The sequence below is a fragment of the Streptomyces sp. NBC_00988 genome, assembly GCF_045162645.1.
Classification (GTDB): domain Bacteria; phylum Actinomycetota; class Actinomycetes; order Streptomycetales; family Streptomycetaceae; genus Streptomyces.
In genome coordinates this window covers 6,980,115-6,994,318 of the sequence record NZ_CP108730.1, presented here as the reverse complement: position 1 = coordinate 6,994,318, position 14,204 = coordinate 6,980,115, and the positions used below count along the sequence as shown (strand labels likewise).

Below are 14,204 nucleotides of genomic sequence, written 5' to 3'. Positions count from 1 at the left end.
CTGTCACTGCTCCTGGGGACGGTGCTGCCGGGTCGGGGGGAAGTCTGCGGTGTCCGTGGTGTGTACGGCCAGCGTGCGGTCCGGATTCAGCCGTACGACGATGTGGCGGCGCCATGCGGTGTCGTCGCGGTCGGCGTGGTCCTCGCGCCAGTGGCAGCCCCTGGTCTCCTCGCGCCGGGCGGCGGCGGTGACCAGGACGCGGGCGACGCACAGGAGGTTGGTGGCCTCCCAGGTGTCGACGCCGGGCTCGGCGGTCTTGCCGTTCTCGTCGAGGGCGTCACGGGCGTCGCTGTGCAGTCGCTGGAGCTGTCCGGCGGCCTTGGCGAGGGAGTCGGCGGAGCGCAGGACGCCCGCGCCCTCGGTCATGATCCGCTGGATCGCGAACCGGGCCTCCGGGGCGAGCAGCGGGTGCGCGGGCTTCTGGGGGTGCGGTACCGGCTCGGGCACACGCGCGTGGAGGGCGCTCTCGGCCTGGTTCCCGGTGATGTCCGCGACGATCCGCTCGGCGTAGACGAGGCCTTCGAGGAGGGAGTTGGAGGCGAGCCGGTTCGCGCCGTGCACGCCTGTGCAGGCGACCTCGCCGCACGCGTACAGCCCGGGGACGGTCGTACGGCCCCGGGAGTCGGTGCGGACGCCGCCGGAGGCGTAGTGGGCGGCCGGGGCGACCGGGACGGGCTCGGTGACCGGGTCGATGCCGTGGCTGCGGCAGGCGGCGAGGATCGTCGGGAAGCGGTGCTCCCACATGTCGGCGCCGAAGTGCCGGGCGTCCAGGAACATGTGCTCGGCGTCCTGCTCCAGCATGCGCCGCGTGATGCCCTTGGCGACGATGTCCCGGGGCGCGAGCTCGGCGAGTTCGTGCTGGCCCACCATGAAGCGCACGCCGTCGGCGTCGACCAGGTGGGCGCCCTCGCCGCGCACCGCCTCGGAGACGAGGGGCTGCTGGCCCTCCGCGTCCGCGCCGAGGAACAGCACGGTGGGGTGGAACTGCACGAACTCCAGGTCGGAGACCTCGGCACCCGCGCGGAGGGCGAGTGCGACCCCGTCGCCGGTCGACACGGACGGGTTGGTGGTCGCCGAGAAGACCTGGCCCATGCCGCCGGTCGCGAGGACCACGGCGGGCGCGTGCACGGCGCCCACACCGTCGTGCTGGCCCTCGCCCATGACGTGCAGGCTCACACCCGCCGTACGGCCCTCCGCGTCCGTCAGGAGGTCCAGCACGAGCGCGTTCTCGATCGTGCGCAGGCCACGCGCGTGTACGGCCTCGACGAGCGCTCGGGAGACCTCCGCGCCGGTCGCGTCGCCGCCGGCGTGCGCGATACGGCGCCGGTGGTGACCGCCCTCGCGGGCCAGCTCCAGTCCTCCTTCGGAGGACTCGTCGAAGTGGGCACCGGTCTCGATGAGCCGCCGTACGGCGTCGGGGCCCTCAGTGACGAGGATGCGTACGGCCTCCTCGTCGCACAGGCCCGCGCCGGCCACCAGGGTGTCGTCCAGGTGCTGTTCGGGGGTGTCGCCCTCCCCGAGGGCCGCGGCGATACCGCCCTGGGCCCAGCGGGTGGAACCGTCGTCGAGGCGGGCCTTGGTGACCACGACCGTCCGCAGCCCGGCCGCCTCGCAGCGCAGGGCAGCGGTCAGGCCGGCGACTCCGGAGCCGACGACCACGACGTCCGCGTCGATGGACCACCCGGGGGCGGGCGCGTGCAGTCGTATGCCTGTGCTGGTCACGAGGCGGCTCCGAGGGTTCCGAAAGCGAGTGGGATGTTGTCGATCAGCCGGGTCGTCCCGACCCGGGCGGCGACGGCGAGGACGGCCTCCCCGGTGAAGTCCTCGTCCACGTCCGTGAAGTCGGAGTGGTCGACCAGGGCGAGGTAGTCCAGGGCGAGCGGCGGGTCCAGGCGGGCGGCGGCGTCGAGGACCAGGCGGGCGGCCGCGCGGACGGAGGCCGGGTTGCCGGGGCCGGGGGCCGCCTTGGCTACGGCGTGCGCGTCGGCCGCCGCGCGGGACTCCCCTATGGCGCTGAGCGCCTCGGCACGCGCGTGCGTGGCGGGCACCTCACGCGCCCGCGCGCGGAGCGCCTCCTGGGCGGCGTGCCGGTCACGGCCCGCGAACAGGGCCTGGGAGAGGGCGAGCGCGGTACGCCGCTCCCGGGGGGACAGATAGCGGTTGCGGCTGGACAGGGCCAGGCCGTCGGCCTCGCGCACGGTCGGCACGCCGATGATGTCCGTGCCGAAGTTCAGGTCGCGCACCATGCGGCGGATCAGGGCGAGCTGCTGGGCGTCCTTCTGGCCGAACAGGGCGGCGTCGGGGCGGGTGAGGTGCAGCAGCTTGGCGACGACGGTGAGCATGCCGTCGAAGTGACCGGGGCGGACCGCGCCCTCCAGGCGTTCGCCCATGGGGCCCGCCGAGATGCGGACCTGGGGTTCGCCGCCGGGGTAGACCTCGTCCACGGAGGGCGCGAACACGACGTCGGCGCCCGCCAGTTCGGCGATCTTGAGGTCGGCGTCCAGGGTGCGCGGATAGCGGTCGAGGTCCTCGCCCTTGCCGAACTGGAGCGGATTCACGAAGACGGTGACCACGACCTCGCCGTCCGGTCCGGCGGTCTCGCGCGCGGTGCGGACCAGGGTGGCGTGGCCCTCGTGCAGGGCGCCCATCGTCATCACGACGGCGCGACGGCCCGCACGCGTGCGTGCGTGCAGTTCCTCGGCGGTCCGCAGCAGGGTGGCGGTCATCCGGCATCTCCCTCGGTGCCGTTGGCGAGCACCCCGAGGAGGTCCTCGGCGAGCTCCGGCTTGAGCAGCCCGTGGGCCAGGGCCCGGTCGGCGGTCGCGCGGGCCATCGCCAGATAGCCGGCGACGGTCTGCGGGGCGTGCTTGCGCAACTCGGTGACGTGCGCGGCGACGGTGCCCGCGTCCCCGCGCGCGACGGGGCCGGTGAGCGCCGCGTCGCCGGAGCGCAGGGCGTTGTCCAGGGCGGCGCCGAGAAGCGGGCCGAGCATCCGGTCGGGGGCCTCGACGCCGGCCGTGCGCAGCAGTTCCATGGACTCGGCGACCAGGGTCACCAGGTGGTTGGCGCCCAGTGCGAGGGCCGCGTGGTAGAGCGGGCGGCTCTCCTCGGCGATCCACTCGGGCTCGCCGCCCATCTCGATCACCAGGGCCTCGGCGGCCAGCCGCAGCTCCTCGGGCGCGGTGACCCCGAAGGAGCACCCGGCGAGCCGCTGGACGTCCACCGGAGTGCCCGTGAAGGTCATCGCTGGGTGCAAGGCCAGCGGCAGCGCGCCCACCCGCAGAGCGGGGTCCAGGACCCGCGCGCCGTACCGCCCGGAGGTGTGCACGAGCAGCTGCCCGGGGCGTACGGCCCCGGTGTCGGCGAGGCCCTCCACGAGCCCGGGCAGGGCGTCGTCCGGGACGGTCAGCAGCACCAGGTCGGAGCGCTCCAGGACCTGCGCGGGCGTGACGACCGGCACGTCCGGGAGCATCAGCGCGGCCCGTCGCCTGGACGCGTCGGACACCCCGGAGACGGCCACCGGGCGGTGCCCGGCCAGGTGGAGCGAGGCGGCCAGCGCGGGTCCCACCCGGCCGGCGCCGACGACACCGACGGCGAGCCGCGCGGGGCGGTCCTTGGGCTCTGGCTGTTGGAATGTACTCACGCGACGGCGGCCTTCCCGTTCCAGTCCGCTCCGGGTACCGGACGATTTCTCGTCATGTTAACGCGATCGGTTCGAAGGGCGTCCGGTTGTCCACAGGCTGTGGGTTGTCGCACAGCCGTGCCGTACGGGAAAGCCCGTGGAAATCCGGGTGCTTCCGCGGACCCGCGCCAGGCATCATCCGGAGCATGAGCGATACGGCGGAACAGCGCGTGGATCAGGCGGAGCAGGGCGAGCAGGGCACGGAGCCGACAACCGACGAGGAACGCGACCTGGCGCGCCGCAAACGGCGCGTCAGCGCGAACCGGAACGCGGAGCGCGCCCTCGCACGCCTCGGCTTCCTGGGCACGCTCCGGGAACGGCTCGCCTTCGTGCAGGAGGCGGCCGAGCTGCACGACCTCGACGAGAACTCGGACATGTACGGCGGCGGCGTGGTCGAGACCCTGGAGAAGCGGGTCGCCGAACTGCTCGGCAAGGAGGCCGCCGCCTTCTTCCCCACCGGCACGATGGCGCAGCAGGTCGCCGTGCGCTGCTGGGCCGGCCGCACCGGCAACCCGACCGTCGCCCTGCACCCGCTCGCCCACCCCGAAGTGCACGAACGGGACGCGTTCAGCCAGGTCAGCGGGCTCCGCCCGGTCCATGTGACGAGCGAGCCCCGACAGCCGACCGCCGACGAGGTCCGCGACTTCCCTGAGCCCTTCGGAACGCTGATGCTCGAACTGCCCCTCCGGGACGCCGGTTTCGTCCTGCCCTCCTGGGAGGAACTCTCCGCCGTCGTCGAGGCCGCCCACGAACGCGACGCGGTGGTCCACTTCGACGGCGCCCGCCTGTGGGAGTCCACCCCGCACTTCGGCCGCCCGCTCGACGAGATCGCCGGCCTCGCCGACAGCGTCTACGTGTCGTTCTACAAGTCCCTCGAAGGCCTCGGCGGCGCCGCGCTCGCCGGCCCGAAGACCCTCATCGACGAGGCGAAGACCTGGCGGCACCGCTACGGCGGCACGGTCTTCCAGCAGTTCCCCACCGCGCTGACGGCCCTCGCGGGCCTGGACCGGGAACTCCCCCGGCTCCCCGCGTACGTGGCCCACGCGCGCGTGGTCGCCGAGGCACTGCGCGAGGGCTTCGCGGCGGCCGGGGTGCCCTGGATACGCGTCCACCCCGAGCAGCCGCACACGAACGAGTTCCAGGTCTGGCTGCCGTACGACCTCGACACCGTCACGGAGGCCTCGATCCGGCAGGCCGAGGAGACGAAGACCGCCCTCTTCTCCAATCCCTGGGACGCGAAGGGCCCGGGCCTGGCGGTCACCGAGGTCTACGTGCGCGCCGCCGCCCTGGAGTGGACGGCCGAGGACGTGAAGGCGGCGGTCGCGGACTTCGTGATCCGGCTGAAGGAGGAGACGGCCGCCCGCTAGGAGGCGGCGGCCACAGCACCCGGAGACGTCAGCGGCAGAACACGGCCCCTGGTGTGTCAGCAGGCTGAACGCGTCTGCGGGTGCACCAGCCGGCCCAGAGCCCGCCGTAGCCGGCCGTGCGCCGGGCGTTCCGCGACGACCGCGCGGAACTGCCGGTAGCCGCGCAGTTCGCGGGCGGTCCGCCAGTCGTGGGTGCCGGGAGGGGGCGGCGGGGTCTCGCCGAGCCGCTGGGCGCGGTAGGTGTCGAGGAGGTACTGCTGGGTGATGCTCATGTCTCCAGGCTGCGCCGCCGCCCGGTGGCTGTCGCGTCGATTGACGGGCGCCGTCAAACGAGGGTGGCGTTGTCAGTGGCGGGGTGCACGATTGAGGACATGAGCGTGCACATCGACATCACCGGGCTGCGGCAGGAGCGGATCACCTTCGCGCCCTCACCCCTGGGCGAGCTGTGCATGGCGCTGCACGCGATGTCCGAGCCGGGGCACCACCCCGGTCTCCAGGGCTGGGTCACCGGTGTCACCGCGCGGCTCGATCCGCATCTGGCCGACCGGATGTGCGAGGCGGACTTCCTGTGGCGGTCGACGTTCTCCGACCTGTTCCTGCCGTACGCGGGCATCCCGGGCCGCAGCACGCTCCCCGGGGCCACGCTCGCCGAGGAGCTGGACCTGCTGGACAAGCTGACGGACGAGCAGTTCGTGGACGCGGCCATGGAGTTCACCACCTGCGCGATCTCCTACAGCACGGGCGGGCCCGGCCCGCTCACCGACGCCGGGATCCGGCGGCGCGCCCTGGAGCAGGCGGCCGCGCGCGGACCGCATCAACTGGCGTTCACCGAGAGGCTGTTGGCCGACCCGCCGCGGACCAGGGCCTGGCTGCGGCAGTTCCTGGAGGACTGCGACGAGGCGTTCTTCGCGGAGACCTGGTCCCGGACGCACCACCAACTCGTGGCCGACGCCCGCCACAAGACGGACCTCCTGCGCCACAAGGGCCTCGCCGAGGCACTGACGTCGATGTCCACCGCGGTGACCCTCGACGAGGACGCCACGCGCATCACGGTCGACAAGCTCGGTACCGGCAGTACGGCGACCCAGGACGGCGGCCTCCTCCTGGTGCCCACGGCCCTGGGCTGGCCGCACCTGACGGTCCTGTACCGGTACGGCTGGCAGCCCGTCGTGCACTACCCCGTGCACAACACCCCGAAGATCGCCACGCCGACCTCCCTGGAGCAGCTGACCCTGCGGATGACCGCCCTGTCCCACCCGGTCCGCATGCGCCTGTGCCGCAGCCTGGCCCGCAGCGCGTTCACCACCGGCGAGCTGACCCAGGTGCACGGCATGACCGCCCCCGAGATATCCCGCCACCTCGGCATCCTGAAGAAGGCCGGCCTGATCACCACCCGCCGCCGCGGCCGCTACGTCCTGCACCAGCTGGACGTCACGATGGTGGCCCGCCTGGGCAGCGACTTCCTGGAGGGCATCCTCAGGTAGCCGGCCCGGGCCGGGCAGCGGTCCCGTAATGCCGTATCGCCGTGGATCCGCCGCCATTGCCGTAGATCGTCGGCGGTCTCCTCAGCCGTGGCCGCCGGCCCGCACCAGCCCCGTCTCGTACGCCAGGACGACGACCTGCACCCGGTCCCGCAGGCCGAGCTTGGTCAGGATGCGGCCGACGTGGGTCTTCACGGTCGCCTCGGACAGCACCAGGCGGGCCGCGATCTCGCCGTTGGACAGGCCCTGGGCGACGAGGATCATGACCTCGCGCTCGCGCTCGGTGAGCCGCTCCAGCTCCTTGTGCCGGGGCTCCTTGCCGGTGGCGGGCAGCATCGGGGCGAAGCGGTCCAGGAGGCGCCGGGTCGTCGAGGGCGCCACCACGGCGTCCCCGCTGTGCACGGAGCGGATCGCGGTGAGGAGTTCGCCGGGCGGCACGTCCTTGAGCATGAAGCCGGAGGCACCGGCCTTCAGCCCGGAGAAGGCGTACTCGTCGAGGTCGAAGGTGGTCAGGATCAGCACCTTCGGCGGGTTCTCGCCCTGGCAGATGCGGCGGGTGGTCTCCACCCCGTCCAGCTTCGGCATACGGACGTCCATCAGGACCACGTCGACCGCGGTCGCGGCCAGCACCTGAAGGGCCTCGACGCCGTCGCCCGCCTCGGCGACGACCTCCATGTCCGGCTGGGCGGCGAGCACCATCCGGAACCCGGTGCGCAGCAGCACCTGGTCGTCGACGAGCATCACGCGGATCGCCATCGGGTCCTCTTCCGTTCCGTCAACAGGATCGTTCAACAATTGGTTCAACAGGTCGTTCAACAATTCGTTACAGGTGTCACTGCTCGGCGTACGGCACGTCAGTGCGCGGGCTTCAGCGGCAGCAGCGCGCTGATACGGAAGCCGCCGCCGGGCCGCGGTCCCGCGTCGAGCGTGCCCCCGACCATGCCCACCCGCTCACGCATACCGATCAGACCATGCCCCTGACCGTCGGCGCCGCCCTCCTCGTACAGCTCGTGCGGGGCGCCCTTACCGTCGTCCTCGACGAGCAGCCCGAGTCCGTCGTCGAAGTAGACCAGCCGCACACTGGCCCCCGTGTTCGGGCCGCCGTGCTTGCGGGTGTTGGTGAGCGCCTCCTGGACGATCCGGTACGCCGTCAGCTCGACGCCGCTCGGCAGCGGGCGCGGGGTGCCCTCGACCTTGAAGTCGACGGGCAGTCCGGACGTACGGCACTGCTCGACCAGGTCGTCGATCTGCTCGACGTCCGGCTGCGGCACGTACTCGCCGGCCTCCTTGTGCTCGCCGGTGCGCAGCACGCCCAGCAGGCGGCGCATCTCGGCGAGGGCCTGGCGGCCGGTGGAGGAGATCGTCTCCAGGGCCTTCTTCGCCTGGTCCGGCGCGGAGTCGAGGACATAGGCGGCGCCGTCGGCCTGGACCACCATCACCGACACGTTGTGCGCGACCACGTCGTGCAGCTCGCGTGCGATCCGGGCGCGCTCGGCGGCGACGGCGACCTTCGCCTGCGCCTCGCGCTCCTTCTCCAGCCGGGCGGCGCGCTCCTCCAGCTGCGCGAAGTACGCGCGCCGGGTGCGCATCGAGTCGCCGAGCACCCAGGCCAGCGCGAACGGCACCGTCTGGAAGATCGCCAGCGCGACGAGTCCGGCGGAACTGGTGTGCTCCTGGGGCCAGCGGATCTGCGCCAGGGTCGCCGCGGACAGACCGGAGGCCAGGGCGAAGCGGGAGGCCCAGCGGGCACCGACCGCGGCGACCGTGTAGACGATCACCAGCATGGCGAAGTCGGCCACCACGGGCTCGATGTCGAGGACCAGTTGCGCAAGGCCCGTCGCCCCGGCCAGGACGAGCATCTTCTCCGGCCAGCGGCGGCGCAGCGCGATCGCCACACACATGACGGCGGACGCCGCGATCGCCCCGGCCGCCGTCCCGTGCCGGCCCGACGCGTAGCTGGTACTCGCGATGCTCACGCCGCTCAGCCCCAGCAGGAAGACAGCCCAGAAGGTGTCGACCCATGTCGGGTGTCTGCGGAGGAAGTCATAGAGGCGCTGCACGTAACCCAGCGTAGGGACGCGTGATGTGTGCGGGGGTCAACCGGAGGACCGATCCGTATACGTCCCGCGTACTCCCCAAGGTGGAGGCCCCGTTGTCCTGTGCACTTAGTCTGACCACGTGACGGAAGACACCACGGGCCGGTGGCGCGGCTGGCTGGCAGCGGCCGAGGACGCCCTGTACGGGCCCGAGGGCTTCTACCGCGGGCCCGAGGGACCCGCCGGACACTTCCGTACGTCCGTGCACGCGTCGGCGCTCTTCGCGGGCGCCGTGGCACGGCTGCTGTGCCGGGTGGACGAGGCGCTGGGGCGACCGGCCGGACTCGACTTCGTGGACCTCGCCGCCGGCCGCGGTGAACTGGTGACCGGCGTGCTCGCCGCGCTGCCCGCCGAAGTGACCGCACGCGTGCGTGCGTACGCCGTCGAGATCGCCGACCGCCCCGTAGAGCTCGATCACCGCGTCGAGTGGCTGACCGAGCCCCCGAAAGGGATCACCGGACTGCTGTTCGCCAACGAGTGGCTGGACAACGTGCCCGTGGAGGTGGCCGAGGTGGACCCCGCCGGCGTACCGCGTCTCGTCCTCGTACGGCAGGACGGGACCGAGCGGCTCGGAGAGCCCCTGTCCGGCGCGGAGGCCGAGTGGCTCGCCCGGTGGTGGCCGCAGGCGCCCGAGGAGGGGCTGCGCGCCGAGATCGGCCTCCCGAGGGACACGGCCTGGGCATCCGCCGTCACCGGCGTCGAGCGGGGGCTCGCGATCGCCGTCGACTACGCGCACACCCGGGACACCCGCCCCCCGTTCGGCACCCTCACCGGCTTCCGCGAGGGCCGCGAGACGGCACCTGTACCGGACGGCTCGTGCGACATCACGGCGCACGTCGCCCTGGACGCCTGTGCGGAAGCGGGCGCGACGGCGGCCAATGCGGCGGGCACGCTCCCCAGCGCACGCCTGCTCACCCAACGCGCCGCCTTGCGCGCCCTCGGCGTCACAGGCGTGCGCCCCCCGCTCACGCTGGCCTCCACCGACCCCGCGGCCTACGTCCGCGCCCTCGCCGGCGCCGGCGAGGCGGCCGAGCTCACCGCGACCGGCGGCCTCGGCGACTTCGGCTGGCTCGTGCAGTCGGTTGGAATTCCGGACCCGCTGCAGGAGCCGTAACGCGCCCTACTGGCCGCCGATTTCGCCTACTTGTCGATGTCCCCGACCACGAAGAACAACGACCCCAGGATCGCCACCATGTCCGCCACCAGCGTCCCCGGCAGCAGCACGGCGAGCGCCTGGATGTTGTTGTAGGACGCCGAGCGCAGCTTCAGCCGGTACGGGGTCTTCTCGCCCTTGCTGACGAGGTAGTAGCCGTTGATGCCGAGCGGGTTCTCGGTCCACGCGTACGTGTGCCCCTCGGGCGCCTTCAGGACCTTCGGGAGCCGCTGGTTGATCGGGCCGGGCTCCAGCTCGGCGAGCCGGTCGAGGCAGGCGTCCGCGAGGTCGAGCGCGTTGTGGGTCTGCTCCAGGAGCACCTCGAAGCGGGCGAGGCAGTCGCCCTCCTGGCGGGTGACGACCTTCAGGGTGTCCTGGAGTTCGCCGTACGCGAGGTACGGCTCGTCGCGCCGCAGGTCGAAGTCGACGCCCGAGGCGCGCGCGATGGGCCCGCTCACGCCGTACGCGTGCACGGCCTCCGGCGACAGCTCGCCTACTCCGCGCGTGCGGCCCCGGAAGATCTCGTTGCCGAGCACCAGGTCGTCGAAGCGGTCCATCCGGGAGCGCACCGCGGAGACGGCTTCACGCGCGCGTGCCGTCCAGCCCGCAGGGACGTCCTCCTTGAGGCCGCCGACGCGGTTGAACATGTAGTGCATGCGCCCGCCGGAGACCTCCTCCATGACGTTCTGGAGCACCTCGCGCTCCCGGAACGCGTAGAACACCGGGGTGATACCGCCGAGTTCGAGGGGGTACGACCCCAGGAACATCAGGTGGTTGAGCACCCGGTTCAGCTCGGCGAGGAGGGTGCGCGTCCACACCGCGCGCTGGGGGACCTCCATGCCGAGCATGCGCTCCACGGCGAGGACCACGCCGAGCTCGTTCGAGAAGGCCGACAGCCAGTCGTGGCGGTTGGCGAGCATGATGATCTGGCGGTAGTCGCGCGCTTCGAAGAGCTTCTCGGCGCCGCGGTGCATATAGCCGATCACCGGCTCCGCGTGCTGGATGCGCTCGCCGTCCAGGACGAGCCGCAGGCGCAGCACACCGTGCGTGGAGGGGTGCTGGGGGCCGATGTTGAGCACCATGTCGGTGCTCTCCGCGGCGCCGCCGATCCCGACCATGGTCTCCGTCGTGGGAGTCATGGGCACAGTCTCTCGTACGTACGCTTGCGGCATGGAAACGGGGACTGCCGCCCAGGACGGCGCGGCGCGCGAGCCGGTGTGGACCGGGCTGCCGCCGGGGCTGCTGAAGATGCGACGCCTGTTGCTGGTGGTGTGGTTGGGGCTGCTGGCCGTGGCGCTGGGTGTGCCGCTGGGGCTGTTCGCCGGCCCTGGGTGGGCTGCGTTCGCGCTGCTGCCGCTCGCCCTGATGGCGTGGGGCTGGGTGCTGCTGGGCCGCAACTGGCGCTCCTGGAGGTACGCCGAGCGCGCCGACGACCTGCTGATCACCAGGGGGGTGCTGTGGCACCACGAGACGATCGTGCCCTACGGGCGGATGCAGCTCGTGGAGGTGACCTCGGGGCCCGTGGAGCGGCACTTCGGGCTGGCCAGCGTGCAGTTGCACACGGCTGCCGCCGCGACCGACGCGACCATCCCGGGGCTCGTCCCGGCCGAGGCCGAGCGGCTGCGCGACCGGCTCACCGAGCTGGGCGAGGCCCGATCGGCGGGGCTGTGACGACGCCGGGCGCCGACAAGGACGTACCCGAGGCCACCGAGGTCGTACGGGAGCAAGTGCCGGTCGTGGAGCGGCGGTTGCATCCGGTGACGCCGTTGCGCCGGGCGTGGGCGCCGGTCGCCGTCATCATCGGGTGGGCGGTGCACGACCCCAACCAGGCGCAGGAGCAGCTGACCCGGCTGACCACGGTCACGCTGCTCATCGGGCTCGCCGTGTTCGTCCCGGCCGCCGCCCTGTACGGCTTTCTGACCTGGTGGTTCACGCATTTCGCAGTCACGGACACCGAACTGCGCATCCGCACCGGCCTGTTGTTCCGGCGCACCGCGCACATCCGGCTGGAACGCATCCAGGCGATCGATGTGACGCAGCCCCTCCTCGCGCGCGTGGCGGGCGTCGCCAAGCTGAAGCTGGACGTCGTAGGGACCGACAAGAAGGACGAACTCGCCTTCCTGGGCGAGGGCGAGGCGCGGGCGCTGCGGGCCGAACTCCTCGCGCGGGCGGCCGGGTTCGCGCCCGAGACCGCGCACGAGGTCGGCGAGGCACCGGCGCGCCAGCTGCTGCACGTGCCGGCCGGGGTCCTCGCGGTGTCCCTGGTGCTGACCGGCGCCACCTGGGGGTCGCTGGCCGCCGCACTCGTCGTACCGCCGCTGCTGTGGTTCGCCACGCACAGCGTGTGGACGGTCCTCGCGACCGCGCTGCCGCTGCTGGGCGCGGCGGGCGCGAGCAGTGTGGGGCGGTTCGTCGGCGAGTACGACTGGACGGTCGGCGAGTCCCCGGACGGGCTGCGCATCGACCACGGGCTGCTGGACCGGACGCACGAGACGGTGCCGCCGGGGCGGGTGCAGACCGTGCGGATCGTGGAACCGCTGCTGTGGCGGCGGCGTGGCTGGGTGCGGGTCGAGCTGGACGTGGCCGGTTCGTCCAACTCCGTGCTGGTGCCGGTCGCCCCGCGCGAGATCGCCGAGGCGGTCGTCGCGCGCGTGCTGCCCGGCGTGACGGTCCCGCCACGCGAGGCGCTGTCCCGCCCACCGCGGCGAGCTGGCCGGTGCGTGCCGCTGTGGTGGCGCGGCTACGGCCTCGCGGTCACCGACACGGTGTTCGCGGCCCGGCACGGCCTGCTCCGCCGGAGCCTGGCGCTGGTGCCGCACGCGAAGGTGCAGAGCGTACGGCTGAGTCAGGGGCCCTGGGAGCGCCTCTGGCGGCTTGCTGAGGTGCACGTGGACACCGGGGCCAACAAGACCGTCACAGCGCGTCTGCGGGACGCTGAGGAGGCCGCGGAGCTGCTGCGCGGGCAGGCCGAGCGGTCACGGACGGGCCGCAGGGACGCGCGCCCGGACCGCTGGATGGCCTGACAGCCGGTCAGGAGGCGGCGCTGCGCAGCCCGTGGAGGTTGATCTGCTCGGTCTCATCGTGGGCCGTCAGGTCGATGACCTGGCTGACACCGACATCGCGCGACCGCTCGTCGGCCGGCTTGAACTGCGCCTCCGACTCCGCCTTGTGCACGGCGATGGCCTCCTCGCCCACGACGTCGGCGAGGTCCTCGTTCTGCACGGCGTCCATCGCGGCGGACGTCGCACCCTTCTGCATACCGAAGAAGTCGAAGCCCCCCTCGACCATCGGGCGCCGCACGGGGGACGCCGGTACGACCGCCACCGCGGTCGGCACGGTGAAGTGGCCGGACGGCTGCGCGGACGGGGCGAGCTGGGCGGGCTGTGCGGACGTCGCGGCCGGGGGAACGGCGGCCGCGTGCTCATGCCCGTCGACCGCCTCGGGCTTCCCCTCCGCCTCGTCCTCCTGCGCGGCCTCCGACTCGGTACCGCCGCTGTCGGCCGGCACCGGGGCGGGCTCGGCCCGCGCGGAGTCGTCGTCCTTCGGTGCGAGGTCCTTCGGCGCGGGGTCGCTCGGCGCGGAGTCCTTCGGCGCGGGCGCCGGCGTCTCGCTGTCGTCGTCGAGCTTGACCAGCGCCGCCTTGGCGCGCAGGAACAGCTTGGATCCCTCCGGGGAGAACACCGTGGACTCCGCGGGCTTCTCCGCGACGGCCGCTGCGACCTCGGCCGCCTCCGACTCCTCGTCCTCGGTGTCACCCTCGGCGTCGGCGTCGGTGTCGGTCTCGCCCTCGGCGTCCGTCTCGTCCGCGGAGTCGACCGAAGCAGCCACAGCCTCGGTGTCGTCCGTCTCGGGAACGTCGTCCTGGAGCTCCAACTCCACGTCCGCCGAGGCCTCGTCGTCGTCCGCCGGAACCGGTGGCAACGCGCGCGCGGGTTCCGCGGCCTCTATCTCCAGCAGGCGGCGGCCCTCCAGGGCGCTCGCGCGCTCGGTCTCGGCCGTGGCGTACCGGCGCAGCAGGGCCGCGTGCTCGTTGCGCAGGCCCGCCAGCTCCGTGCGCTTGGCGCGCAGCTTGTGCTCCAGCTTGACGCGGAGTTCGCGCGACTCGTCGAGGTCGGACTCAAGTTCGGCGAGCCGCTCCTCGTAGCGCCACTCGTCGCTCGTACGCGCGCGTATCAGGTCGGCCACCTGTTTGCCCGCCTGTGTGTCCCAGCGGCGCATGAACGCCGCGCCGACGAGCGCGGTCGCGGCGGCGATCGCCGCGACTATGCGGAGCGCCGCCGGTTGCGAGAAGACCCAGGGCCCGAAGGCGCAGACGAGCGACACGCCTGCGATCGCCGAGGGGGGCAACAGCCGGTGCAACGGCGGGGAATGGCGGTGACGTCCACGTGGCATGGCCAGAAACTTACCGCGCGTAGGCGAATGATG

General features: G+C 72.8%; 13 protein-coding genes. 5 read left to right on the top strand and 8 right to left on the bottom strand.

Annotated elements, in window-relative coordinates; all coding sequences use genetic code 11:
- Positions 1–3: 3 nt before the first annotated feature.
- From OG496_RS32180 to OG496_RS32170, 3 genes are read right to left on the bottom strand one after another with little or no spacing between them, the layout of a single operon-like run.
- The gene (locus tag OG496_RS32180) at positions 4–1,722 is read right to left on the bottom strand and encodes an L-aspartate oxidase (RefSeq protein ID WP_405973419.1); all 1,719 of its coding nucleotides are present in this window, start codon (positions 1,720–1,722) and stop codon (positions 4–6) included.
- A complete protein-coding gene (gene panC, locus OG496_RS32175) occupies positions 1,719–2,726 on the bottom strand; it encodes a pantoate--beta-alanine ligase (RefSeq protein ID WP_405973418.1) in 1,008 nt (335 codons plus the stop codon). The genes OG496_RS32180 and panC overlap by 4 nt, the downstream gene beginning before the upstream one ends.
- Entirely contained in the window at positions 2,723–3,643 is a 921-nt protein-coding gene (locus OG496_RS32170) for a Rossmann-like and DUF2520 domain-containing protein (RefSeq protein ID WP_405973417.1), read from the bottom strand. The genes panC and OG496_RS32170 overlap by 4 nt, the downstream gene beginning before the upstream one ends.
- Positions 3,644–3,828: 185 nt before the next feature.
- On the opposite strand from OG496_RS32170, the gene OG496_RS32165 reads away from it, so the two are divergent.
- Positions 3,829–5,049 carry a threonine aldolase family protein gene (locus tag OG496_RS32165; RefSeq protein WP_405973416.1) on the top strand — a complete coding sequence of 407 codons (1,221 nt, stop codon included), beginning with the start codon at positions 3,829–3,831 and terminating at the stop codon, positions 5,047–5,049.
- 56 nt (positions 5,050–5,105) lie between these two features.
- On the opposite strand, the gene OG496_RS32160 is transcribed toward OG496_RS32165, so the two are convergent.
- Positions 5,106–5,321 (bottom strand): hypothetical protein, encoded by a 216-nt coding sequence (locus tag OG496_RS32160; protein ID WP_366497600.1) that lies wholly within the window; start codon positions 5,319–5,321, stop codon positions 5,106–5,108.
- Between the two features lie 99 nt (positions 5,322–5,420).
- Between OG496_RS32160 and OG496_RS32155 the strand changes: the two genes are divergently transcribed.
- Positions 5,421–6,533, top strand: coding sequence for a DUF5937 family protein (locus OG496_RS32155; RefSeq protein WP_405973415.1), 1,113 nt, complete (start codon positions 5,421–5,423; stop codon positions 6,531–6,533).
- Positions 6,534–6,614: 81 nt separating this feature from the next.
- Here OG496_RS32155 and OG496_RS32150 read toward each other — a convergent pair whose 3' ends face one another.
- Both OG496_RS32150 and OG496_RS32145 read right to left on the bottom strand, forming a co-directional pair.
- Positions 6,615–7,286 carry a response regulator transcription factor gene (locus OG496_RS32150; RefSeq protein ID WP_327402229.1) on the bottom strand — a complete coding sequence of 224 codons (672 nt, stop codon included), beginning with the start codon at positions 7,284–7,286 and terminating at the stop codon, positions 6,615–6,617.
- A gap of 98 nt (positions 7,287–7,384) precedes the next feature.
- Positions 7,385–8,590, bottom strand: a complete 1,206-nt coding sequence (locus tag OG496_RS32145; RefSeq protein WP_019064263.1) for a sensor histidine kinase — start codon at positions 8,588–8,590, stop codon at positions 7,385–7,387.
- Positions 8,591–8,708: 118 nt separating this feature from the next.
- Between OG496_RS32145 and OG496_RS32140 the strand changes: the two genes are divergently transcribed.
- Positions 8,709–9,740, top strand: coding sequence for an SAM-dependent methyltransferase (locus OG496_RS32140; protein ID WP_405973414.1), 1,032 nt, complete (start codon positions 8,709–8,711; stop codon positions 9,738–9,740).
- 26 nt (positions 9,741–9,766) lie between these two features.
- On the opposite strand, the gene OG496_RS32135 is transcribed toward OG496_RS32140, so the two are convergent.
- Positions 9,767–10,918: an NADH-quinone oxidoreductase subunit D gene (locus tag OG496_RS32135; RefSeq protein WP_366497597.1), complete on the bottom strand. Its 1,152-nt coding sequence runs from the start codon at positions 10,916–10,918 to the stop codon at positions 9,767–9,769.
- Positions 10,919–10,949: 31 nt separating this feature from the next.
- On the opposite strand from OG496_RS32135, the gene OG496_RS32130 reads away from it, so the two are divergent.
- Together OG496_RS32130 and OG496_RS32125 are read left to right on the top strand one after the other, a co-directional pair.
- On the top strand, positions 10,950–11,450 hold the full coding sequence (locus OG496_RS32130; RefSeq protein ID WP_405973413.1) for a PH domain-containing protein: 501 nt from the start codon (positions 10,950–10,952) through the stop codon (positions 11,448–11,450).
- A complete protein-coding gene (locus OG496_RS32125) occupies positions 11,447–12,802 on the top strand; it encodes a PH domain-containing protein (RefSeq protein WP_405973412.1) in 1,356 nt (451 codons plus the stop codon). The genes OG496_RS32130 and OG496_RS32125 overlap by 4 nt, the downstream gene beginning before the upstream one ends.
- Positions 12,803–12,809: 7 nt before the next feature.
- On the opposite strand, the gene OG496_RS32120 is transcribed toward OG496_RS32125, so the two are convergent.
- Complete coding sequence (locus OG496_RS32120) at positions 12,810–14,171, bottom strand: hypothetical protein (RefSeq protein WP_405973411.1); 1,362 nt, start codon at positions 14,169–14,171, stop codon at positions 12,810–12,812.
- Positions 14,172–14,204: the final 33 nt, after the last annotated feature.